Origin of the sequence: Streptomyces gilvus (assembly GCF_022513565.1) — a bacterium.
In the GTDB taxonomy this organism is placed as follows: Bacteria; Actinomycetota; Actinomycetes; order Streptomycetales; family Streptomycetaceae; genus Streptomyces; species Streptomyces gilvus.
In genome coordinates, this window is sequence record NZ_JAKWBE010000023.1 from 86,629 (window position 1) to 110,146 (window position 23,518).

At 69.7% G+C, this 23,518-nt stretch carries 20 protein-coding genes and 1 pseudogene; 7 read left to right on the top strand and 14 right to left on the bottom strand.

The genetic code is table 11. The features are described 5' to 3' along the window. Nucleotides 1-220 precede the first annotated feature (220 nt). A complete protein-coding gene (locus MKW14_RS29235; RefSeq protein ID WP_240867374.1) occupies nt 221-976 on the top strand; it encodes an SIS domain-containing protein in 756 nt (251 codons plus the stop codon). A 36-nt stretch (nt 977-1,012) separates the two neighbouring features. Here the strand turns inward: MKW14_RS29235 and MKW14_RS29240 are convergent, their stop codons facing one another. Together MKW14_RS29240 and MKW14_RS29245 are read right to left on the bottom strand one after the other, a co-directional pair. Next, entirely contained in the window at nt 1,013-2,419 is a 1,407-nt protein-coding gene (locus MKW14_RS29240) for a PAS domain-containing protein (RefSeq protein WP_240867376.1), read from the bottom strand. Nucleotides 2,420-2,556: 137 nt separating this feature from the next. Continuing rightward, complete coding sequence (locus tag MKW14_RS29245; protein WP_240867378.1) at nt 2,557-3,378, bottom strand: GNAT family N-acetyltransferase; 822 nt, start codon at nt 3,376-3,378, stop codon at nt 2,557-2,559. An 823-nt stretch (nt 3,379-4,201) separates the two neighbouring features. Here MKW14_RS29245 and MKW14_RS29250 point away from each other — a divergent pair. Continuing rightward, a complete protein-coding gene (locus MKW14_RS29250) occupies nt 4,202-6,043 on the top strand; it encodes a reverse transcriptase/maturase family protein (RefSeq protein WP_240867380.1) in 1,842 nt (613 codons plus the stop codon). Nucleotides 6,044-6,393: 350 nt separating this feature from the next. Next, nucleotides 6,394-7,770, top strand: coding sequence for an RNA-guided endonuclease IscB (gene iscB, locus MKW14_RS29255; RefSeq protein WP_308314645.1), 1,377 nt, complete (start codon nt 6,394-6,396; stop codon nt 7,768-7,770). Nucleotides 7,771-8,043: 273 nt separating this feature from the next. Here the strand turns inward: iscB and pdxH are convergent, their stop codons facing one another. Next, on the bottom strand, nt 8,044-8,712 hold the full coding sequence (gene pdxH, locus MKW14_RS29260) for a pyridoxamine 5'-phosphate oxidase (RefSeq protein WP_240867383.1): 669 nt from the start codon (nt 8,710-8,712) through the stop codon (nt 8,044-8,046). Between the two features lie 278 nt (nt 8,713-8,990). On the opposite strand from pdxH, the gene MKW14_RS29265 reads away from it, so the two are divergent. Further along, entirely contained in the window at nt 8,991-10,091 is a 1,101-nt protein-coding gene (locus MKW14_RS29265) for a citrate synthase 2 (RefSeq protein WP_240867386.1), read from the top strand. A gap of 27 nt (nt 10,092-10,118) precedes the next feature. On the opposite strand, the gene MKW14_RS29270 is transcribed toward MKW14_RS29265, so the two are convergent. Genes MKW14_RS29270 through MKW14_RS29305 form a run of 8 tightly spaced genes read right to left on the bottom strand, consistent with a single transcriptional unit; the run spans nt 10,119 to nt 20,098 of the window. Further along, a complete protein-coding gene (locus MKW14_RS29270) occupies nt 10,119-10,736 on the bottom strand; it encodes a TetR/AcrR family transcriptional regulator (protein ID WP_240867390.1) in 618 nt (205 codons plus the stop codon). Beyond that, a complete protein-coding gene (locus MKW14_RS29275; RefSeq protein ID WP_240867392.1) occupies nt 10,724-11,458 on the bottom strand; it encodes an enoyl-CoA hydratase family protein in 735 nt (244 codons plus the stop codon). Before MKW14_RS29275 ends, MKW14_RS29270 begins: the two co-directional genes overlap by 13 nt. Beyond that, a complete protein-coding gene (locus MKW14_RS29280) occupies nt 11,455-13,023 on the bottom strand; it encodes a 4-coumarate--CoA ligase family protein (protein ID WP_240867395.1) in 1,569 nt (522 codons plus the stop codon). Before MKW14_RS29280 ends, MKW14_RS29275 begins: the two co-directional genes overlap by 4 nt. Before the next feature lie 8 nt (nt 13,024-13,031). Next, nucleotides 13,032-14,162: an acyl-CoA dehydrogenase family protein gene (locus MKW14_RS29285; protein WP_240867488.1), complete on the bottom strand. Its 1,131-nt coding sequence runs from the start codon at nt 14,160-14,162 to the stop codon at nt 13,032-13,034. A gap of 5 nt (nt 14,163-14,167) precedes the next feature. Then, nucleotides 14,168-16,015 carry an acetyl/propionyl/methylcrotonyl-CoA carboxylase subunit alpha gene (locus MKW14_RS29290; RefSeq protein ID WP_240867397.1) on the bottom strand — a complete coding sequence of 616 codons (1,848 nt, stop codon included), beginning with the start codon at nt 16,013-16,015 and terminating at the stop codon, nt 14,168-14,170. A 17-nt stretch (nt 16,016-16,032) separates the two neighbouring features. Further along, nucleotides 16,033-17,673 (bottom strand): acyl-CoA carboxylase subunit beta, encoded by a 1,641-nt coding sequence (locus MKW14_RS29295; protein WP_374116610.1) that lies wholly within the window; start codon nt 17,671-17,673, stop codon nt 16,033-16,035. Then, nucleotides 17,628-19,307, bottom strand: coding sequence for an acyclic terpene utilization AtuA family protein (locus MKW14_RS29300; RefSeq protein WP_240867401.1), 1,680 nt, complete (start codon nt 19,305-19,307; stop codon nt 17,628-17,630). The genes MKW14_RS29295 and MKW14_RS29300 overlap by 46 nt, the downstream gene beginning before the upstream one ends. After that, nucleotides 19,304-20,098: a TIGR03084 family metal-binding protein gene (locus tag MKW14_RS29305; protein ID WP_240867404.1), complete on the bottom strand. Its 795-nt coding sequence runs from the start codon at nt 20,096-20,098 to the stop codon at nt 19,304-19,306. The genes MKW14_RS29300 and MKW14_RS29305 overlap by 4 nt, the downstream gene beginning before the upstream one ends. Nucleotides 20,099-20,335: 237 nt before the next feature. On the opposite strand from MKW14_RS29305, the gene MKW14_RS29310 reads away from it, so the two are divergent. Further along, nucleotides 20,336-20,611 (top strand): DUF397 domain-containing protein, encoded by a 276-nt coding sequence (locus MKW14_RS29310; protein WP_240867406.1) that lies wholly within the window; start codon nt 20,336-20,338, stop codon nt 20,609-20,611. A 181-nt stretch (nt 20,612-20,792) separates the two neighbouring features. On the opposite strand, the gene MKW14_RS29315 is transcribed toward MKW14_RS29310, so the two are convergent. Beyond that, complete coding sequence (locus MKW14_RS29315; RefSeq protein ID WP_240867409.1) at nt 20,793-22,028, bottom strand: RNA polymerase sigma factor; 1,236 nt, start codon at nt 22,026-22,028, stop codon at nt 20,793-20,795. Nucleotides 22,029-22,070: 42 nt separating this feature from the next. Between MKW14_RS29315 and MKW14_RS29320 the strand changes: the two genes are divergently transcribed. Then, nucleotides 22,071-22,418 carry a YciI family protein gene (locus MKW14_RS29320; protein WP_240867413.1) on the top strand — a complete coding sequence of 116 codons (348 nt, stop codon included), beginning with the start codon at nt 22,071-22,073 and terminating at the stop codon, nt 22,416-22,418. Between the two features lie 55 nt (nt 22,419-22,473). Here MKW14_RS29320 and MKW14_RS29325 read toward each other — a convergent pair whose 3' ends face one another. After that, complete coding sequence (locus MKW14_RS29325) at nt 22,474-22,884, bottom strand: nuclear transport factor 2 family protein (protein ID WP_240867417.1); 411 nt, start codon at nt 22,882-22,884, stop codon at nt 22,474-22,476. 143 nt (nt 22,885-23,027) lie between these two features. Further along, nucleotides 23,028-23,165 (bottom strand): annotated as a pseudogene (locus MKW14_RS29330) (IS701 family transposase); the annotation flags it as partial. Nucleotides 23,166-23,183: 18 nt separating this feature from the next. Between MKW14_RS29330 and MKW14_RS29335 the strand changes: the two are divergent. After that, nucleotides 23,184-23,510: a hypothetical protein gene (locus tag MKW14_RS29335; protein ID WP_240867497.1), complete on the top strand. Its 327-nt coding sequence runs from the start codon at nt 23,184-23,186 to the stop codon at nt 23,508-23,510. The last annotated feature ends 8 nt before the right edge of the window (nt 23,511-23,518 follow it).

Here is a 23,518-nt window from a genome sequence, read left to right on the forward strand (position 1 = left end):
CCTCGATGAGATCTGCCGGAAGCACGAGCAGCTTCCCGGCGCGTGCGCTGGCCCTGGACTCAATTCTGACGCATACCACTGACAACCGTGCCGCACCGTGCGAACGCGGGCCACACGCCCTCGACCAAGGGTCCTGCCCCACCGTATTGACACGGCAGTGGTCCAGACCGCACGGTGATCCGCGACACAGCCGCCCCCACCCGCCCCGGAAGGGACCCGCATGAGCGACGCCACCCTGGCCGACCAGTTCCTCGACGCCGCGATCGAGCTTCTGCGACGGGTCCGGGACGAGGAGACGGAGGCCGTCGCGGCGGCCGGCACACTGCTCGCCGACACCGTCGCCGACGGGGGCCGCCTCTTCGCCTTCGGCGCCGGCCACTCCTCGCTGCCCGCCCAGGACGTCGTCTACCGCGCCGGCGGGCTCGCCCTGATGAACCTGCTCGCCGTGCCCGGCGTCGTGGGCGTCGACGTCATGCCCGCCACCCTCGGCTCCGCCCTGGAGTGCGTCGACGGACTCGCCAGCGCGGTCCTGGACACCTCCCCGCTCCGCGCGGGCGACGCGCTGGTCGTCATCTCCCTCTCCGGCCGCAACGCCCTCCCCGTGGAGATGGCCATGAAGGCCCGCGCCCTCGGCGTGAAGGTCATCGGCCTCACGTCCGTGGCGTACGCGACGGAGACCCGCTCCCGCCACGCTTCGGGCACCTACCTCAAGGACCACTGCGACATCGTCCTGGACTCCAAGATCGCCATCGGGGACGCGACCCTCACCGTGGACACCGTCCCGGCCCCCTTCGCCCCCGCCTCCACGGTCGTCACCAGCGCGATCATGCAGGCCGTGATGGCGACGGCAGCGGGTTCTCTGGCCGAGCGGGGCATCGAGCCGCCACTGCTGAGGTCCGGCAACGTGGACGGCGGCCACGACTGGAACACCAGGGTGATGACCGAGTACGCGGACCGCATCTTCTACCGGCGTTAGAGCCGCCTGATCGCGTCGGATCCGCCTGGCCCGTGCCTAGCCCGCGTCCAGCACGCCCGCCAGATCCAGCGCGGCGGCGATCCGGACGGCCACGTCCTCCGCGTACACGGCGTCGACCCGCTCGAACTGGCTCCGCCCGCTCCCCCGCAGAAACGTCACCACTCCCAACGTCCGCCCCCGACTGCGCAACACCGCGCACAACGCGTGCACCACATCCGCGGGCCACTGCCGGGCCACGGCCCACTCCCGCGCCTGCTCACCGCCGACGGCACCCACGCTGGCCCGCACCGACCCGGCCCGCTCCACGCACTGCAACGCCGGATGCCCCTGCCCGTAGCGCACGGGCAGCCCCGCCTTCCCGGTGAGCAGACTCGGCCCCGGCCCACCGGACGGCGTGGCGGCGACCCGTACCAGCCGGACCGGACCCTCCAGCGCCGCGTCGGCCACCGCGCCCCCGGCCACCCGGTCGATCAGCGCGTGATCGGCGAACCCGGCGAGCGCGAAGTCCAGATGGACCGTCGCCGCCTCCCGCGGATCCTCGCACTCCGCTGCCGCCCGCGCCGCCCGGTGCAACTGGTTCGACCTGAACCGCAGCAGCGCCGCCTCCTGCTCGCCCTGCTTGCCCTCCGTCACGTCCTGGAAGAGCCACCCCACCCCCAGCGGCACCGGCTCCTCCGCCAGCGGTGAAGCCAGCCGCACGAACCCGCACCGCCAGCACCGCCGCTGCTCACCCTCCGACGTGCGCACACTCACCCAGATCTCGGCGGGCGCCGGCGGCGCGCCCTCCGCCAGGACGTGCGTGAACGCGCTCTCCAACTCCTCGACACCCTGCGCCAGCAACTCCCCGAGCGGCCGCCCCAGAGCGGACGTACGCCCGCTGCCCAGCGCCCGCGCGGCATGGGCGTTGACCACCGCCGGCCGCAGATCCGCGTCGACGAGCACGACACCCCAGCTGGCGTCCTCGAACAGGGCCTCGCTCAGCGCGATCGACCGCTCCAGATCGATCTGCGTGTGCACCTCGCTGAAGGCGCAGTACACCCCGGCGGGCTTCCCGTCCGGCCCTCGCACGGCGGCCGACTGCGTCCGTACGAGCACCCGCCCGCCGTCCTTGGTCAGCAACGCGAACTCGTGCACCTGCCGCCCCGGGGCCTGCATGGCGGACATCAGCCGCTGCTCGACCTCCTCGGCGTCGGCCTCCCGCACGGCCCAGCCCGCGAATCCGTGCCGGCCCACCGCCTCGGCCGCCGTCCAGCCCAGGATCCGCTCGGCCTCGCGGTTCCAGTGGGTGACGACCCCGTCCGCGTCGAAGGCGCACAGCGCCGCGTCCATCCCGTCGAGCAGCGCGGCGAGCAGATCCGAGCCGTCGGGGCCCACGGGGCCGGCCCGCTCGGGCTCGTCCGGCCCCAGCTCATCGGTGGTCCCACTACGCCGGGAAGCACTCACCTGGACCCCCTGCCAGCTGCGTCCGCAGGTACGGCGCGTCGGTTCGCTCACTAGCAATCATCTAACTGGAACGTGACGCAGCACACACCGAGTTCCCCAAGATTGAGAGAATCGTTGCCGGCCACTCCCCTCCACGATCACCCCTGACCCAGCCGAAGATCAACCCAGAGATCGCTCTCTCCGTCGAGCACATACCGCTCCACCTCGACGAACCCCCGCTTCCCGGCAAACCGCAACCCGTCCTCATTGACCGCCAGCACACACGTCTCCACGCCCCGCGCCCCCAGCACACGCGCGTGCGCGAGCCCCCGCTCGTACAGCGCGGTCCCGAAGCCGCGCCCCCGGTACTCGGGCAGCACGCGCGCGATGACGGTCGCGACCGCACCCTCCCCCTCCGGCGGCCGCACGGTGGAACACCCCACGAGCACGTCCCCGAGATAGGCGTTCTCCATCCGATACCGCGCCAGCCGCCCCCGCGCATCATCAACGGACATGGCGGCGGCCGGCACCACGGCGTTGTGCACGTACCGCCACTCCTCCAGCATGTCCTCCCCGTGCACGGCGTCGATCCGCAGCACCCGGCGCCGCGCGTACACCTCGATCTCGATCCGCATCCGGGGATCCGACAGCCCGCACACCATCATCGTGGCCGCCGGCCGCACCTCCCCGAACACCCGGCGCAGCACGGGCCAGCACGGCTCGAAGTCCGCCCGCTCGGGCAACAGATAACGCACCCGAACAACGTCCTCGAACCCACACCCGGCCCGCTCCAACGCCTCCCCGATATTGCGCAGACACTGCTCGGCCTGCTCGACGACGTCCCCGGAGATCGTCATGGCCGCGTAGTCGAACCCGGTGGTCCCGGACACATGCACCCAGTCCCCGTCCACGACGGCCCGCGCATACCCGATCCGCTCCTCGAACGTCGAACCACTGAGAATCGCGCGTCGCTGTGTCATGCGCGGAAAGCTAGGTGAGCTGCGGAGATACGTCCATCGCTTTCGGGTCGCGCCCTAGCACGAAGATCGGCTGAGCGTTCGACGAATCCTCCGAATTCGCATAGATGGGCGACTTTCGACGGAGTGGACCGCCGGGGCGGATCTTTGTCACCAGCGTCAGTCATACACATGGGAAAGGAGGTCACTCGCCCCCGACCACATGGTTGTTGAGTGACCAGCCCCAGTCATCACGATCGAAGGATCAGGGGAGGTGTACCCGATGACTACGTTTCCTGTAGGCGGGCAGACCCACCAGGCTGTGCTTCCGTGCGCCCTTGCGGCGTGATCCTGGCTGCCTCGTAGTGAGGCCCTACTGATGGCGATGTAGGTAAGGCGACCGGCTTACCTGAACGAGAAATCCGGAGGGGACAACAGCATGCCGGGTAAGCCCCGTGAGCCCCAGGTGACAGCGGGCGAGAAGCGGGGTGCGCCAGGCCACCTATGGCCAAGGCTTGATTGCCTCAACCCCAGTCCAGTTGGAATTCAGCTCTTCCCCGGGATAAGTCACCGCACATCCCGGCCCGCGATCGACCCGACAGGGGAAGCGTCGGGACGAAGCCATCTCGCAGGGGACAACCACAAGAAGTGGGAGATAGGACGAACGGGGGACCTAAGGGTGGACGCACCAGGTTCACGTAACTAGGGGATCGCCTAAGGCTGGCAACGGCTATGGCGACGGAGCTGCCGTAGTACCCGCCCGGCAGACGGATACGGCCGGGGTAATGCCCTGCGAAGGGGAAGGGCAGCAGGTAATGACGACGCAAGGAGAAAGGGGTTACGTCGGATGACGGAGATCGATCTCGGACGCCTTGTGACTATCGGTCGGCTGAACGCGGACCCGAGCCGGGTCAACCGCGACCTGTATCGGCTCATGTACCGGCCCGAGATGTATATGGCCGCCTACGAGCGGATCAAGAGCAAGCCCGGCAACATGACGAAGGGCAGCGACGGCTCAACCCTGGATGGGTTCTCGGAGAGGACGATTCAGCGGTTGATTCGCTCCATGAAGGACGAGAGTTTCCAGTTCACCCCGGCCCGGAGGGTTTTTATCCCGAAGGCCAACGGTAAGCTCCGCCCCCTGGGAATCGCCGCCCCCGTCGAGAAGGTGGTCCAGGAGGTGATCAGGATGGTTCTTGAAGCTGTCTACGAGAGCCCCGGAAACGAAACCTTTGAAGACACGTCACACGGGTTCCGCAAAGGCCGTGGACCTCACACAGCACTGAAAGAAGTCAAGAACATCTGGTCAGGCACGAGATGGTTTATCGAAGGCGATATCAAGTCGTTCTTCGACAACATCGATCACGACGTTCTGATCAGTCTTTTGCGCAGAAGGATTAGCGACGAGAGGTTCCTGAACCTGATCAGGAAAGCCCTTCGGGCAGGGGTCCTGACGGACCTCCGCTACGAAGCAACCCTGGCAGGGACCCCGCAGGGAAGTGTTCTCTCGCCCACCCTGGCGAACGTGTATCTACACGAACTCGACAGGAAGATGCGGGAGATCACGGCCCGGGAGGAGAAGGGCAAGAAACCGGCTCTCAACAAGGAGTACCGGTCACTTGTCAACCGACTCGACAGGGGCCGCAGGAACGGCACGATCTCCGGAGCCGAAGTGAAGGAGATCAGGCGCAAGATGCGGGAGCTGCCATCGCGCTCGATGATGGACCCCTCCTACATCCGAGTTCGCTACATCCGCTACGCGGATGACTGGCTGGTCGGAGTGATCGGGCCTCGACACCTGGCGGAGAAGATCCGATCGGAAGTGAGGGAATTCCTCGCGAACGAGCTGAAGCTCGAACTCAGCCTGGAAAAGACCCACATCCGACATGCATCCTCGGAGGAAGCCTTCTTCCTGGGAACAAGGATCAGCTGTGCCGGGGAAAGAGACTCGGATGTCGTGAAGCACGCTCCAGTGGAAGGGCGTCGCTCCGCAAAGCGACGTCGTCCCCGAGGAGTGGTTCGGCTGAGCGCCCCGGTCTCCGAGGTGGTCTCGCGCCTTCACCAGAAGGGATTTTGCACCAAGGAGGGAATCGCGCTGAGTAAGCGGAGCTGGACCGTACTCGATGATGTCGACATCATCGCCAGGTTCAACGCCGTACTCAACGGGATCCTGAACTTCTACTCTTTCGCCAGCAACTATGGCGAGTTGACGTGGGTTCAGCACATCCTCCAGCTTTCAGCAGCTAAGACTCTGAGCCACAAGCACAAGATCGGCTCACTGCGGAAGACGTTCGCGAAGTACGGCAGGAACCTGACCGTCTCGGTTACCGGGGACGATGGGAAGGCTCGTAAGGTCTCCCTGAATCTCCGGCGTAGGTCAGGGGCGGACCCGTTCAACTTCAAGACGTCGGACGGTGGCCCCACGGGGGACATCAGCGCGGCCAGTTGGGGGTTGAGGACCAAGAGCAGTCTCGGCAGGTTCTGCGCGATCTGCGGTAGTAGCCATGAGGTGCAGATGCACCACGTGCGGCACATCCGGAAGATGGGAGAAGACGTCACCGGCTTCACGCGGGTGATGGCTTCCCTCAATCGCAAGCAGATTCCGGCCTGTCATGGATGCCACGTGAAAATCCACAATGGCAGCTACGACGGGATGAGACTGGCCGACCTCGAATGGAGGCCGGTATGACCGGGAGGGGAATCCCCACCATTACTGGAGAGCGGTATGCGGTGAAAGCCGCACGTACCGTTCGGAGGGAGGCAGTTTCGTCCCGCACTCGTGCGGGCGGGGCTGCCCACCCTACTCAGCAGCCTGCTCTGGAATCCGTGAGAGCAGACAACCCCGGGAGCAGGGACGAAACGGCTCACGGACACCCCGCCACCGCGCGGGACACCGGCAGGGAACATGGGCGAGGGGAGACCGTCGGGCGTAGCACCAGAGCCCGTCGGCGTCACGGCGAGCACGCTGCCGCGGCAGCGGATTCGGCAGAGAACAGAAGCGGTGACGCTTCCACGCACAGCAAGTCGTACACGGGTGGGATCGGTGCGAGCAGGGTCTTCGTCCTCGCCAAGGACGGACAACCCCTCATGCCGTGCCACCCCGCCCGCGCCCGCGAACTCCTGGGCAGGGGACGGGCAGTCGTCTCACGACAGGTGCCCTTCACCATTCGACTGAAGGACCGAACCCGCGCCGAGTCGGAAGTCGACGGAGTGCAGTTACGCATCGACCCTGGCTCCAAACGCACCGGTATCGCCCTCACTGACGAGAAGAAGGAAACCGACGCGCACGGCGCCGTCTTCGCCGTCAGGCGTGGTCTCGTGACCATCGAACTCCACCACCGCGGCGATCAGATCCACCGATGCATGCAGCAGCGTGCTGGCTACCGCCACCGACGACGGTCCACCAACTGCGGCTATCGGGCGCGTCGTTCCAACAATCGAAGCCGCACCCCAGGATGGCTGCCACCCTCCCTGCGCCATCGCGTCGACACCACCCTCTCCCAAGTGACGCGGCTGTGTCGATATGCGCCCGTCACCGAGATCCACATGGAGCTCGTCTCGTTCGACACCCACGCCATGAGCGCCGGAAGACCCCTCTACGGACCCGAGTACACACAGGGGCCGCTCGCCGGAACCACCACCCGCGCTCACCTACGCGCCAGGTGGAACAGCGCCTGCGCCTACTGCGGCGCCACCGGCGTACCCCTGAACATCGAGCACGTGCGCGCACGCAGCCGAGGAGGGTCGAGCCGCGTCTCCAACCTCGTCGTCTCCTGCATCCCCTGCAACAAAGCCAAGGGCAGCAGATCGATCGAATCCTTCCTCGCCGACCGACCGGCTCTCCTGGCCTCCATCCTCACTCAGACCCAGGCCCCACTCCGTGACGCCGCCGCTATGAACGCGATCCAGGGACAGCTCTCGGAAAAGGTGGCAACACTCGGCAGACCGCTACATCTCTGGCCAGGCCACCTCACCAAGGCGAACCGCGAGGCCATGGGGCTCGACAAGACGCATACCCTGGATGCCCTGGCTGTCGGGAAACTTGATCACGAAGTCAGCGATGTGATCGTGCGGTTCCCCGAACAGGTGCTGGTCGTCAAAGCCACAGGCCGGGGTTCCTACGCCCGCACGACCCCGGATCGGTTCGGTTTCCCGCGCCTCCGTCGAACCCGCGCCAAGATGCACTTCGGCTATGTGACCGGCGACCTCGTGCGAGCCACCATGCCGTCCGGCAGGTGGGTCGGCACCTGGACCGGCCGTATCTCCGTCCGAGCCAGAGGGCAGCACAGCCTCACCACGCCGAGAGGACGGATCAACGTCTCCCACTGGAATCTGCGTCTCCTGCAGCGGGGTGACGGCTACGGCTACCGCCTTCGGCCGGAGTCCACTCCGTCAACATCCCGAAAAACCGGTTGAACGGCCCTCGACGGGTTCTTAGGGTGTGGCCTACGTGGAAAGGAGGTGATCGGGTAAATGAGTGAAACCCGGACGCGCGAGGTGACTGCGGGCTAGTGGCCCGTCATCACACCCAGTGCGGTGCCGGACCAGCGTGTGAGCGAAACACGCAGCCGGCCTAATCCAACGCAGTCACCCGACCCGCGAGCTCGCCGGTACGTCCGGCCGGCTCCTTCGCTGAGGCGGAGGGACCAGAGCTCGCGGGTCGCCTGCGTTTCGCGGGGGCTGGGACCGTCAGGGGCTGAGGCGCTCCACGCGCCAGCTTCCGTCCGGCTCTGCCACGTACCGCAGCCGGTCGTGCAGGCGGTTCTCGCGGCCCTGCCAGAATTCCACCGTCTCGGGGGCCACCCGGAAGCCGCCCCAGTTCGGGGGCACGGGGACCTGCTCGCCCTCCGGGTAGCGGGCCGCGAGTTCGGCGTAGGCGGCGTCGAGTTCGGCGCGGGAGGGGATCACGCTGGACTGGGCGCTGGACCAGGCTCCGAGCTGGGAGCCGTGCGGGCGGCTGCGGAAGTAGGCCGCGGTCTCGTCCCGGCCGGTGCGGCGGGCGACACCGCTGACGATGACCTGGCGGGCCATGGGGTGCCAGGGGAAGAGCAGCGAGACGTACGGGTTCTCGGCGAGGTCGCGGCCCTTACGGGAGTCGTAGTTGGTGTAGAAGACGAAGCCCTGCTCGTCGAACGCCTTCAGCAGCACGGTCCGCGAGCTGGGGCGGCCCTGGGCGTTCGCCGTGGAGACGACCATGGCGTTCGGCTCGAAGAGATGGGCCTCGGTCGCGGCCTGCGCGAACCAGTGCGCGAACTGTTCCACGGGCGTGGCGGCCAGCGCGGACTCGGCGAGGCCCTCGGCCCGGTACTGCTTGCGCATCGCGGCGGGATCGAGGGGGACGGCGTCTCGGTCGGTCACGCGGTCATCTTGCCGTACGCACGAGTGCCGCGATGAAGCGCCTCCGCGGCACCGAAGCAGCATGGAAGCGGAACGGAAGCGGAACGGAAGCGGCACCCACGCGCCCAGCACCATGGCACTGAGTGCCGTAACCCTCCCAAAATGTGGCACTCGGAGATATCGTGCTGATGCCGTTCCGGTTGAACGACCAACCGCCCGGGACCGCGAGTCGCACGAGCCGACCGGGGATCCGACGGGCCGGGCCGCCATTGAGCCGTACACACACGAGGAGCCGCCTGATGTCCGACTTCGTACCCGGACTCGAGGGAGTCGTCGCGTTCGAGACGGAGATCGCCGAACCGGACAAGGAGGGCGGCGCCCTGCGGTACCGGGGCGTCGACATCGAGGACCTGGTCGGTCACGTTTCGTTCGGCAATGTCTGGGGGCTGCTGGTCGACGGCGCCTTCAATCCCGGTCTGCCGCCCGCCGAGCCGTTTCCGATCCCCGTGCACTCCGGCGACATCCGGGTGGACGTCCAGTCGGCGCTCGCCATGCTGGCGCCGGTGTGGGGCCTCAAACCCCTCCTCGACATCGACGCCGACGAGGCCCGCGAGGACCTCGCCCGGGCCGCCGTCATGGCCCTCTCCTACGTCGCCCAGTCGGCGCGCGGTCAGGGCCTGCCGATGGTGCCGCAGCGGGAGATCGACAAGGCGCAGTCCATCACCGAGCGGTTCATGATCCGCTGGCGCGGCGAGCCGGACCCGAAGCACGTCGCCGCCGTAGACGCCTACTGGACGTCCGCCGCCGAGCACGGCATGAACGCGTCCACCTTCACCGCCCGGGTGATCGCCTCCACCGGCGCCGACGTCGCGGCGGCCCTCTCGGGCGCCGTGGGCGCCATGTCGGGCCCGCTGCACGGCGGCGCGCCCTCCCGGGTGCTGCACATGATCGAGGAGATCGAGCGAACCGGGGACGCGGAGGCCTACGTCCGCCAGGCCCTCGACAACGGCGAGCGGCTCATGGGCTTCGGGCACCGCGTGTACCGCGCCGAGGACCCCCGCGCGCGCGTGCTGCGCCGTACCGCCCGGGAACTGGGCGCGCCGCGCTTCGAGATCGCCGAGGCCCTGGAGAAGGCGGCCCTCGCGGAGCTCCACGCCCGCCGGCCGGACCGGGTGCTGGCGACCAACGTCGAGTTCTGGGCGGCTATCGTCCTGGACTTCGCCGAGGTCCCGGCGCACATGTTCACGTCGATGTTCACGTGCGCGCGTACGGCCGGCTGGTCGGCGCACATCCTGGAGCAGAAGCGGACGGGCCGGCTGGTGCGGCCGTCGGCGCGGTACGTGGGCCCGGCGGCCCGCGGCCCGCGCGAGATCGAGGGGTACGACAGCATCGCCCACTGAGGGGTGTCCGAGGGGCGCTGGTACGGCTCAGCCCAGCGCCTCGTCGAGCAGTGCCGCCCACTGCGCCACCACCCGCTCCCGTCTCCCGGTGTCGTCCGTAAGGAGGTTGGCGAGGCCGAGGCCGCGGGACATGTCGAGGAGGCCCTGGACGGTTTCGCGGACGCCGGGGCGGGATTCGTCGGCGTTGAGGAGCTCGATCGCGATGCGGTGGGTCTCGCGGCCGACGTGGGATTCCAGTTCGGTGACGCGGGGGCGGAGCTGGTCCTCGTTGGAGGCGGCGACCCAGAGCTGGAGGGCGGCGCGGAAGAGGGGGCCGGTGTAGAGGTCGACGAGGGCGGCCACGACGGCCCGGCGGTCCGCGGCGCCCTGGGGGAACAGGGCGCGCAGGGCGGTGGAGCGTTCCTCGGCGACGTACTCCACGGCGGCCGTGAACAGGTCCTCGCGGGTGGGGAAGTGGTGCTGGGCGGCGCCTCGGGAGACGCCGGCGCGTTCGGCGACGACAGTGACCGTGGAGCCGGCCCAGCCGTGTTCGGCGAGGCAGGCAACGGCGGCTTCCAGGAGCCGTTGGCGGGTGGCCCGGCTGCGGTCCTGTTTGGGGACGCGCTCGGCGCGCTCCTCGCGTTCTTCGGTGGTCACAGTGCCCATAGGGGGTCCCGTCGTTCCAGGAAGGCCGTCATGCCCTCGCGGGCCTGCGGGGAGGCGAAGAGCCGGGCGGAGAGCGCGGTGAGGTCGGCCGCGTCCCGGTCGAAGGCCTCCAGGACCCTGGCGGTGAGCAGTGCCTTCGTCTCGGCCAGGCCTTGCGGGGAGGCTCGGCGGAGGCCGTCGAGGATGGGTTCGAGTACGGCGTCCACGTCGTCGCCGGCGGCGGTGAGCAGGCCGATGCGGGCGGCTTCGGCGGTGTCGAGGCGTTCGCCGGTGAGGTAGTAGCGGGCGATGGCGCGCGGGTCGGTGCGGGGCAGGATCGGCAGGGAGATGACGGCGGGGGCGACGCCGATGCGGACCTCGGTGAAGGCGAACGTGGAGTCGGTGGAGGCGGCCGCGATGTCGCAGGCGGCGAGCAGTCCGAGGCCGCCGGCGCGGACGTGGCCGGTGACCCGGGCGACGACCGGTCTGCGCAGTTCGACGATCTGCCGCAGCAGTGCCACGAGGGTGTCGGGGTGGGGCGGGTCGCGCAGGTCGGCGCCGGCGCAGAAGGTGGTGCCGGTGTGGGTGAGGACGACCGCGCGGACGTCGCTGTCCTTGGCGCAGTCGGTGAGCGCGCCGGCCAGTTCGCCGACCAGGGCGGCGGAGAGCGCGTTGCGGTTGGCGGTGGAGTCGAGGCTGAGGGTCTCGACGCCCCGCGCGCGGGTACGTCCGATCAACGTCATGACCGCCCCCTGAGTTCCCGGCGGAGGATCTTGCCGGAGGCGGCCCGGGGGACGCCGGCGATGAAGGTGACCTGGCGGACGCGTTTGTAGGGGGCGACGCGTTCGGCGACGTACATCATCACCTCTCCTTCGGAGAGGTCGGTGGCGGTGGGCTGGCGGACCACGAAGGCGTGCGGGATCTCGTTGTTGTCGTCGTTGTAGACGCCGATGACGGCGGCGTCGGCGATGCCGGGGTGGGTGAGCAGGAGGGCCTCGAGTTCGGCGGGGGCGACCTGGAAGCCCTTGTACTTGATGAGTTCCTTGACCCGGTCCACGACGAACAGCCAGCCGTCGGCGTCGACATGGCCGACGTCGCCGGTGTGCAGCCAGCCGTCGGCGTCGATCATGGCGGCGGTGGCGTCGGGGCGGCCCAGGTAGCCCTTCATGACCTGGGGGCCGCGGATGAGGATCTCGCCGGATTCGCCGGTGCCGAGGTCCTTGTCGGGGTCGTCGAGGGAGACGATCCGCATCTCGGTGCCGGCGATGAGCTTGCCGACGGTGCCGGGCGGGGCGTCGCGCATGGCCTCGCGGGGGACGACGTGGGTGCCGGGGGACAGTTCCGTCATGCCGTACGCCTGGCCGACGGGCGGCAGGCCGAGCCGTCGGGAGCAGGCGGCGGCGAGGTGGGCGTCGAGCGGGGCGGCGGCGCTGAGGATGTAGCGGAGGGAGGAGAGGTCGTACTGCTCGACGGCGGGGTGTTTGGCGAGGGCGAGGACGATCGGCGGGGCGACGTACAGGCCGGTGATGCGGTGGTTCTGGATGGCGGCGAGGAAGGTGTCGAGGTCGAAGCGGGGCAGGACGACGACGGTGGCGCCGAGCCGGAGGGGCGCGTTCATGAGGGCGGTCAGGCCGTAGATGTGGAAGAAGGGCAGGACGGCGAGGATGCGTTCGCCGGGTCCGGACGGCATGACGGACTCGAGTTGGGCGAGGTTGGTGGCGATCTGCCGGTGGGTGAGCATCACGCCCTTGGGGATGCCGGTGGTTCCGGAGGAGTAGGGCAGCGCGGCGACGTCCTCGGCGGGGTCGATGTCGACGGCCGGTTCGGGGGCGGCGGAGGCCAGCATGTCGATGAGGGAGCGGTGGCCGGGCGCGCTGTCGCAGACGAAGACCTCCCGTACTCCGCCCGCGAGTTCGGCGGCCCGGCGCGCGGTCTCCAGCAGCGGGGAGACGGTGACGATCCAGCGGGCGGCGGAGTCCTTGAGCTGTTTGGCGAACTCCTCGGGTGTGGCGAGCGGGTGCACGGTGGTGACGGAGGCGCCCGCGCGCGTGGCGGCGTAGAAGGCGGTGGGGAAGGCGATGGTGTTGGGGCTGTGCAGGGCGAGTACGTCGCCCTTGCGGACGCCGGCCTCGGCGAGTCCGGCCGCGACGCGACGGTGGAAGCGGTCGAGTTGTTCGTACGTGAGGGTGGTGCCGTCGGTCCCGTCGATGAGGGCGGGAGCGTCACCGTGTTCGGCGGCCCGGCCCAGCACCGCCTCGTGGATGGGCAGGTCGACGGCCGCTACATCGGCGTACTCGCTCCGGAACACGGTTCCTCCTAGTACGACTTGGGCAGGCCCAGGGTCTGGTGGGAGACGTAGTTGAGAATCATCTCCCGGCTCACCGGGGCAATACGAGCCACGCGCGAGGCGGTTATCAACGAGGCGAGCCCGAATTCCCGGGTGAGGCCGTTGCCGCCGAGGGTGTGCACGGCCTGGTCGACGGCCCGTACGCACGCCTCGCCCGCCGCGTACTTCGCCATATTCGCGGCCTCGCCCGCGCCGGTGTCGTCCCCGGCGTCGTAGAGGTGTGCGGCTTTCTGCATCATCAGGCGGGCGAGTTCGAGGTCGATGTGGGCCTGGGCGAGGGGGTGGGCGATCGCCTGGTGGGCGCCGATGGGGGTGTTCCATACGGCGCGGTCGCGGGCGTACTCGACGGCGCGTCCGAGGGCGTAGCGGCCCATGCCGATCGCGAAGGCGGCGGTCATGATCCGCTCGGGGTTGAGTCCGGCGAACAGCTGCAGGAGACCGGCGTCCTCGTCGCCGACCAGGGCGTCGGCGGGCAGCCGTACGTCGTCGAGGACCAGTTCGAACTGCTTCTCGGCGGCCTGGAGTTCCATGTCGATCCGGCGTCGGGTGAAGCCTTCGGCGTCGCGCGGGACGATGAAGAGGCAGGGCTTGAGGCGGCCGGTGCGGGAGTCCTCGGTGCGGCCGACGACGAGGGTGGCGTCGGCTATGTCGACTCCGGAGATGAAGACCTTGCGGCCGGTGAGCAGCCAGTCGCCGGTGTCGGGGTCGCGGCGGGCGGTGGTGGTGATGCGGTGGGAGTTGGAGCCGGCGTCGGGTTCGGTGATGCCGAAGGCCATGGTGCGGGTGCCGTCGGCGAGGGCGGGGAGCCAGGCGCGTTTCTGGGCGTCGGTGCCGAAGCGGGCGATGACCGTGCCGCAGATCGCCGGGGAGACGACCATCATCAGCAGCGGGCAGCCGGCGGCGCCGAGTTCTTCCAGGACGATGGAGAGTTCGGCGATCCCGCCGCCTCCGCCGCCGTATGCCTCCGGCAGGTTGACGCCGAGGTAGCCGAGCTTGGCCGCCTCGGACCAGAGTGCCTCGCGGTCGAAGGTGCGGCCGTGGCGTTTGCCGAGGGCGGCGACGGCGGCTCGCAGGGCTTTGTGTTCCTCGGTCTCGATCATGACGCTCACCGCTCCTCCTCCACGACGGCCAGCAGCGTGCCGACCTCCACCTGTCGGCCCGTGGTCACGTGGAGGGCGCTGAGCCTCCCCGTGACGGGTGCCGCGATCTTGTGCTGCATCTTCATCGCCTCCAGCCACAGCAGGGGCTCTCCGGCCCGTACGGCGGCTCCTACGGCCAGTCCGTCGGCCACCTTCAAGACCGTTCCCGGCATGGGGGCGAGGAGGGAGCCGGGGGCGTGCTGGGCGGTGGGGTCGGGGAAGCGGGGAAGTGCTTTGAGCGCCGTGGCGTTCACGTACACCTCGTCGCCGTACCTCGACACCGCGAACTTCCGCTGTACGCCGTCCACTTCGAGGACGACGAGGTCGGGGGCGGCGTGCACGACCCGGACCCCGTCCGCCTCCAGTCCGCCCGCGCGGGTGTGCCGGTAGTGGACCTCGTGCTCCTCGCCCCCGGTCGCGTAGCGCTTGACCTGCGGCTGGGAGGGGACGTTGCGCCAGCCGCCGAAGCGGGAGCCGCCGGCACGGGCGTCGGCGAGGGCGGCGGCAAGGGGGGCGTGGGGGTCGGGGGCCGGTTCGGTGAGGGCGGTCAGGTGGCGGTCGTAGAAGCCCGTGTTCATGCGGGCCGACGTGAACTCCTCGTGGCGCAGGGAGCGGACCAGCAGGTCGCGGTTGGTGGTTGGGCCGTGGATCGTGGCGCGTTCCAGGGCGCCGGCGAGTCGGCGGACCGCCTCCGCGCGCGTGGGGGCGTGGGCGACGGCTTTGGCGAGCATCGCGTCGTAGTGGACGTCGATGGTGTCGCCGTCTTCGCAGCCCGTGTCGAGGCGGATGCCGGGGACCGTGAAGCGGTGCAGGGTGCCTGTCTGCGGGGACCAGTCCCGCGCGGGGTCCTCGGCGTAGAGACGGGCCTCGACGGCGTGGCCACGCGCGCGTGGTGGTTCGCCGTCGAGGGCGTGGCCCTCGGCGACGCGGAGTTGCAGCGCCACCAGGTCGACGCCGAACACGGCCTCGGTGACCGGGTGTTCCACCTGGAGGCGGGTGTTCATCTCCAGGAAGTGCGCCGTGTCGTCGGCGACGAGGAACTCCACCGTGCCCGCGCCGACGTACGAGACGGCGCGCGCGGCACGTACGGACAGCGCGCGCAGCTCCTCTTCGAGCGCCTCGGAGAGTCCGGGCGCGGGCGCCTCCTCGATCACCTTCTGGTGGCGTCGCTGGAGGGAGCAGTCGCGTGTGCCCAGCGCCCACACCGTGCCGTGCGCGTCGGCGAGCACCTGCACCTCGACATGGCGGCCGTTCTCGACGTACGGCTCGACGAACACCTCGCCGTCCCCGAAGGCGCTCGCGGCCTCGGCGCGCGCACCCTCCAGCGCGGCGCCCAGCTCCTCAAGGCGGCGCACGACCCGCATCCCGCGCCCCCCGCCGCCCGCGGCCGCCTTGACCAGCACCGGCAGGTCGGCCTCGGTCACGTCGGCCAGGGGCGCGAGCCCCATCAGCTCCTTGGCGCGGGTCTTGGACGCCATGGCCTCGATGGCGGACGGCGGCGGCCCGATCCACACCAGACCCGCGTCGAGGACCGCGCGCGCGAAGTCGGCGTTCTCGCTCAGGAAGCCGTAACCGGGGTGGACGGCGTCCGCGCCCGCCGCGATCGCCGCCTTCACGATCAGGTCGCCGCGCAGATACGTCTCCGCGGGCGCCGCGCCAGGCAGCCGTACCGCCGTGTCGGCCACGCGTGCGTGGAGCGCGTTCTCGTCGGCGTCGGAGTGCACCGCGACCGTCCGGATTCCCAACTCACGGCAGGTGCGGAAGATCCGGCAGGCGATCTCGCCCCGGTTGGCGACCAGTACGGAAGTGATCATGGAAGTCACTGGGTCCCTCACATCCGGAAGACGCCGAAGCCGCCGCGCGCACCCTCGTACGGCGCGGTGTGGATGGCCGACAGACACAGGCCGAGGACGGTGCGGGTGTCGCGCGGGTCGATGACGCCGTCGTCGTAGAGCCGCCCGGACAGGAACATCGGCAGCGACTCGGACTCGATCTGCTGCTCCACCATGGCCCGCAGGGCGGCGTCGCCGTCCTCGTCGTACGGCTGCCCCTTAGCGGCCGCCGACTGCCGGGCGACGATCGACAGGACCCCGGCGAGCTGCTGCGGGCCCATGACGGCCGACTTGGCGCTGGGCCAGGCGAACAGGAAGCGGGGGTCGTAGGCCCGTCCGCACATGCCGTAGTGCCCGGCGCCGTAGGAGGCGCCCATCAGGACGGAGAGGTGCGGGACCTTCGAGTTGGCGACCGCGTTGATCATCATCGCCCCGTGCTTGATGATCCCGCCCTGCTCGTACTCCTTGCCGACCATGTAGCCGGTGGTGTTGTGCAGGAAGAGCAGCGGGATGTCGCGCTGGTTGGCGAGCTGGATGAACTGGGCCGCCTTCTGGGACTCCGCGCTGAAGAGCACTCCCTGGGCGTTGGCCAGGATGCCGACGGGATAGCCGTGCAGGGTCGCCCATCCGGTCGCCAGGCTCGTCCCGTACAGCGGCTTGAACTCGTCGAAGTCGGAGGCGTCGACGATCCGGGCGATGACCTCGCGCGGGTCGAAGGGGGTCTTCAGATCGCCCGGGACGATGCCCAGCAGCTCGTCGGCGGAGTACTTGGGGGGCTCGGCCGGGCCCGGATCGGCGTGCGCCTTGCGGTGGTTGAGGCGGGCGACGACCCGCCGTGCCTGCCGCAGCGCGTCGGGTTCGTCTACGGCGAAGTAGTCCGCGAGTCCCGACACGCGCGCGTGCATCTCGGCGCCGCCGAGGGACTCGTCGTCGCTCTCCTCACCGGTGGCCATCTTCACCAGGGGCGGGCCGCCGAGGAAGACCTTGGCGCGCTCCTTGACCATGATCACGTGGTCGGACATGCCGGGGATGTACGCGCCCCCCGCCGTCGAGTTGCCGAAGACGACCGCGACGGTCGGGATCCCGGCCGCCGAAAGCCGCGTCAGATCCCGGAAGATGGCGCCCCCGGGGATGAAGATCTCCTTCTGGGACGGCAGATCGGCGCCGCCCGACTCCACCAGGCTGATGCAGGGCAGACGGTTGGCGAGGGCGATGTCGTTGGCCCGCAGGGCCTTCTTCAGCGACCAGGGGTTGCTGGCGCCGCCACGCACGGTCGGGTCGTTGGCGGTGATCAGGCACTCCACGCCCGCCACCACCCCGATGCCGGTGACGAGCGAGGCACCCACCGTGTACTCGCTGCCCCAGGCGGCCAGCGGCGACAGCTCCAGGAAGGGCGAGTCCGGGTCGAGCAGCAGCTCGATCCGCTCACGGGCCAGCAACTTCCCCCGCTTGCGGTGCCGTTCGACGTACTTCTCCCCGCCGCCCGCCAGCGCCTTCGCGTGCTCGGCCGTCAGGTCGGCGAGCTTGGCGAGCATGGCCTCGCGGTTGGCCCGGTAGTCCGGACCGGCGATGTCCAGGCCGGATTCGATGACGGTCACAGCAGAGCCTCCGGGATGTCCAGATGGCGGGAGCGCAGCCATTCGCCGAGCGCCTTGGCCTGCGGATCGAAGCGGTGCTGGGCGGCGACGCCCTCGCCGAGGATCCCCTCGACCACGAAGTTCAGGGCGCGCAGGTTCGGCAGGACGTGCCGGACGACGGGCAGTTCACCGGACTCGGGGATCAACTCCCGGAAGCGGTCCACCGTCAGCTCATGGACGAGCCACCGCCAGGCCTCCTCCGTCCGCACCCACACCCCCACGTTGGCGTTCCCGCCCTTGTCCCCACTGCGGGCCCCGGCGAGGAGCCCGAGCGGAGCACGGCGGACGGGCCCGGCGGGAAGAGGTTCCGGCAGTTCGACGGCCGGTGGATCGTCGAGTACGAGGGTGTCGTGGGCCGGCGCCACCGGCTCCCGGCGCCCGTCATGGAGGACGGCCACATGGTCGACGGCACCCTGGGGGACGTACACATCCTCGAAGACCCCATACGGCGAGCCCTTTCCAGGGGGCGCCAGCACATGGAACCCCGGGTAGCTGGCCAGCGCCAGCTCGACGGCGGCCCCGCTCAGCGCCCGCCCCACCGCCTCCTGGTCCGTATCCCGCACCACGAGCCTGAGCAGCGCGCTCGCCGTCTCCTCGGTGGACGCGTCGGCCCGGTCGGTACGCGCCAACTCCCACCGCACGTCCGCGACCTTGCTCACCGCCGGCTCCATCTGCTCCCGCACGAGCGCGGCCTTGGCCTCGATGTCGAGGCCGGTCAGGACGAAGACGACCTCGTTGCGGAAGCCGCCGAGCCGGTTGAGGCCGACCTTGAGGGTCGGCGGCGGCGCCTCACCGCGCACCCCGTCGATCCGCACCCGGTCCGGTCCGTCCTGAGTGAGCCGTACGGTGTCCAGCCGTGCGGTGACGTCCGGCCCCGCGTACCGGGCGCCCCCGGTCTCGTACAGCAGCTGCGCGGTGACGGTCCCGACGTCGACGAAGCCACCGGTGCCGGGATGCTTGGTGACGACGGAGCTGCCGTCCTCATGGATCTCCGCCAGCGGAAAACCGGGCCGCCGGACGTCACGACCCCCCTCCGCGAAGAACGCGTAGTTGCCGCCGGTGGCCTGCGTCCCGCACTCCAGGACATGCCCGGCGACGACGGCCCCCGCGAGCCGGTCGTACTCCCCCGGCCCCCAGCCGAAGTGGGCGGCGGCGGGCCCGGTGACCAGCGCGGCGTCCGTCACGCGCCCGGTGACCACGACGTCCGCGCCCTCCCGCAGACAGGCGGCGATCCCGAAACCGCCGAGGTAGGCGTGGGCGGCGAGGCTGCCCGGGTGGGCGGCGGTGAGGTCGTCGCCCTCGACATGGGCGACCCGCACGGGGATGCCGAGCCGGTCCGCCAACTGCCGTACCCGGTCCGCCAGTCCGGCCGGATTGAGCCCGCCGGCATTGGCGACGATCCGCACCCCGCGCGCGTGGGCGAGCCCCAGACACTCCTCCAGCTGCCGCAGGAAGGTACGGGCGTAACCGGCGCCGGGATCCTTCAGCCGGTCCCGTCCGAGGATCAGCATGGTCAGTTCGGCCAGATAGTCCCCGGTCAACACGTCCAGCTCACCGCCGGTGAGCATCTCACGCATGGCGTCGAAACGGTCGCCGTAGAAGCCGGAGGCGTTGCCGATGCGCAGGGCCGCCGTCATGCGCCCTCCCCCTTCGGCGGGCGCCCGGCGCCGGGCGGTCCGGCGAAGGCCTGGGCGATGTCCAGCCAGCGGTCGGCGTCGGGGCCGACGGCTTCGAGGGCGAGGTCGGCGCGGTGGGCGCGCTGGGTGACGAGGAGACAGAAGTCCAGGGCGGGCCCGGTGACACGGTCGTCAGTGTCCTCCGGGCCGAAGATCCACAACTCCCCGGACGGCGCGGTGAGTTCCACGCGGAACTCCTCGAACGGCACGGGCAGCCCGTGCACGCCGAAGGCGAAGTCGCGGGTGCGGACGCCGAGGCGGACGATGTGCCGGAGCCGGTCGGTGGGAGTGCGCTTCACGCCGAGCGCGTCGGCCACGTCCATGCCATGGGCCCAGGTCTCCATGAGACGGGCGGTGGCCATGGAGGCGGTGGACATGGGCGGGCCGTACCAGGGGAAGCGGGCGCCCTCGGGTGCGGCGCGCAGGGCCGCCTCCAGCGCCTCGCGTCCGGCCCGCCAGTCGGCGAGCAGCCGCTCGGGCGGCTTCCCGGCCCCCTCCTCCGCGCCGTTGTCGACGAAGTCGCCGGGGGCGGCCAGCGCCCTCTCGACCTCGCGGGAGAAGGCCTCCCGATCGGTCACCGCCAGCACCGAGGAGTGGTCGGTCCAGGCGAGATGGGCGATCTGGTGGGCGATGGTCCAGCCTGCCGCGGGAGTCGCGAGCGCCCATTGCTCCGGGCTCAACTCGGCCACGAGCCGGTCGAGTTCCTCGCTCTCCGCACGCAGGTCGTCGATGACGGGCGTCGGGTCGGCCATGGGGCGAGCATGGCAGGGGCCCCAGAAACAAGCAAGCGTGCTTGCATTAATCGGCCCGGAAGGTTTTCCACAACTCCGGGACCTGCGCGCGACCGTTCCGCTACTCTGAGTGACGGGAGGTGGTGGCCGTGCATATCCGCGAACTTGATCCCAGCGCGTCGCCCTTGGACTGCTACGGCTACGAGCTCTCCTCGAGGGAGTCGGCCGCCCTGATCGCCCGCGTGATGGAGGAACGCTATGGAGAGCAACCTGGACGTGACGCGAGTGCAGTGGCGTAAGTCGTCGTACAGCGGCAGCAGCGGCGAGTGCATCGAGTGCGCCCCTCTGGGCACCGCCGCGTGGGCCAAGTCTTCCTACAGCGGCGACACCGGAGGTGACTGCGTAGAGGTTGCCGACGTGGCCCCCCACATAGCCGTCCGCGACTCCAAGAACCCGTCCGCCGGGGTGCTCACCCTCAGCCCGACCGCCTTCTCCGCCTTCGTTCGGGGGGTCGCCGAGAACGCTCACCGGTGAGGGTCAGGCAGGCCACGTCACGCCACGCGTACCGCCTCGGCCGCTTCTCGGTAGATGGCCGCAGCTCGGGCCAAGTGGTCCCGCGCCTCGTCAGGACCGGGGTCTGTGCCCGCCGCCCGGGAAGAGGACCCCGAACGTGCCGCGCCCGGCTCTGAGCGCGCAGCGACTCCCCGGTGTGGTGTCACCAGTCGAGTTCCTCGATCCGGGAGGCCAGGAACCGCCGCTCGACAGCATTCTCGGTGAGCATGAGCGCTTCCTCATAGGCGGTCCTGGCGTCGTCATGTCGGCCGAGGCGGCGCAGGAAGTCGGCGCGTGCTGCGGCGAGGTAGCCGTAGGTGGACAGTTGTGGGTTGTCTCCGAGTTCGTCCAGTGCGGCTAGGCCGGCTTCGGGGCCGTGGGCGAGACCGACCGCGGCCGCCCGGTTGAGGGCTACGACGGGGGATGGCCAGTACTGGATCAACAGGTCGTACAGGCCCACCAGTTCCGCCCAGTCGGTATGCTCCCAGCTCGGAGACTCGGCGTGTACCGCAGCGATCGCAGCCATGACGGACCACCGGCTGGGGCGGCCGCAGCGCAGGGAATGCCCGATCAGCGAGAGGCCTTCGGCGATGGCGGCCCGGTCCCAGCGGCTGCGGTCCTGATCGGCGAGGAGCTGGAGGTGGCCCTCGTCGTCGACCCTGGTGGCCCCGCGGGCGTTGGTGAGCAGGATCAGCGAGAGCAGCGCGGCCACACTGGGATCATCGGGGAGCAGGGTGTGCAGCATCCGGGCCAGATCGAGCGCGCGTTCGCACAGGTCGACCCGCAGGAGTTGGTCACCGACGGGTGCAGTGTGCCCGGTGCTGTAAATCAGATGGACGACGGTGAGCACCGCGTCGATTCGCTGGGACAGTTCGCCACCGGCGGGGACAAGGTACGGGATCCGGGCATGGGCAATCTTTTTCTTGGCCCTGGTGATCCGTGCCGCCATGGTGGGTTCGCTGACCAGGAAGGCGCGGGCGGTCTCGGCGGTGCTCAGTCCGCACAGCAGTCGCAGGGACAGGGCGACCTGAGCCTCCTGGGGAAGGCTGGGGTGGCAGCAGGTGAAGATGAGCCGCAGCCGGTCGTCCGGGACTTCGTCGGGCTCGACGATCTCGGGCTCCGCCAGGACGTCGGTCACGAGCTTGGGCATCGTGCGGTGCGCCGCGTCCTGATGACGCAGCAGTTCAAGAGCTCGTCGCCGGGCAACCGTGGTCAACCAGGCCCCCGGTTTGACGGGGATACCTTTTTCGCCCCAGGTGCCCAGCGCCTGCGCGTACGCGTCCTGGACGCATTCCTCAGCCACGTCCAGGTCGCGAGTCACACGCACGGTGGCGGCGAGGACGAACGCCCACTCGGTACGGTGCGCCACCGCGACCGCCGCGTTGACCTCAGCACTCATCGTGTCACCCTTCCCTTGCAAGAGGACTCTACGGAGGTTTCCATGCCGCGGTACCTACTGATGATTTACGAGGAGGAGGCCAGATGGGCTCGGCTGAGCCCGGAGGCCGCCGACAAGATCATGGAAGATCACGATGCCTTCAAGACCGCCAACAGCAGGCATCTGCGTGGCGGCAACCCGCTCATGCCGACAGCGACGGCGACCACGGTGAGGAAGGACCCGGACGGTGGACTCGTCGTCACCGATGGCCCGTTCGCCGAGACCAAGGAGGCTCTCGGAGGCTACTACCTTGTTGAGGTGTCCGACCTGGACGAGGCGCTGGCGATCGCCGAGCAGGTGCCGGCGCCGTTCGGTTTCGTAGAGGTCCGCCCGGTACGAGAGTTGGCCTGATCGGCGGCTGGGCGACCCCGGTGCCCACCAGCAGCGCAGGCACCGGGGCGCCAGGTCAACGGCGGGCGGACGGCACCTGGTCGGACCAGAACCGCTGATACTCGGCTGAACCGTAGTTCACGAAGCGGTGGCAGTGATCACCGGTGAACGACCACACGTGTGCGCCGGTCCAGGCCACCGTGTGGCCCTGCGGGCTGCCCGACTCGCGGGTGAGCACGATGGCGTGGTCGTCGTCAGCGACGACCGCCACGATCTCGACACGCAGGCTACCCTCGTAGACCTCCATCATCTTGGCGAAGAACTCCGGCACCTCGGCCTTGCCCCGATAGGTGCCGGCCAGCGGGCCCAGCGTCGAGTCGATCCAGGTGACGTCATCGGTCAGCAGACCGAGCATGGGCTGCATGTCGCCCTGTTCGAGAGCCTGGTATGCCTGGTGCAGTCGTGTGGCGTTGGGGTGGGTGGTCATGGCCGTGTCTCCGATCTCATCGTCCCGGCCTCGTCTGCCGGATCTGTACCTCCGATGCGCGACGGCCTCCCGGATCGACAACCCGACGGAAAATTCTTTGGTCAGCGTGCGGCGGCTCATACTCCAGCTGTAGATCGTGATCTTCATGGCTGGGATGCGGCTTGCCGCCGGTAGTGACTGGTGCGTGATCGTGCCTGGTGGCGGCCGCGCCAGTCGGACCAGGCAAGCGGGTGGGCCGCGTCGCGGACGGGCCGGGCGACGAGAGCGATGAATAGGCGGCGGAGATCCTCGGCCGGGCGGTGCTGCGCAGGCGGGGTGCGGTCCGGGTGGTCGTCGCCTCGACCATCGCGAAACCCTCGGCGTCGAAGGACCGTCCCGCCCACCGCTTCGGACTCATCGAGCACGCTCTCGCCCCGTGGGCCGAGACATGCGGTTCCGCTCGGCGCGCGGACGTTGAGCAGCTGGTCCGCGATCTCGCCCTCGTGATCAACGCCGAATCGCTGCTCGCCCTGATCGACCTCTGCGGTCTGGCCCCAGACGAGGCGGTCGCGAGCCTCGTGACCACCGCACGACACATGACCGCGGCGGCGGTCGCGGCCGTCCCCGGGGGACCCGACGCCGGCTGAACCGCCGG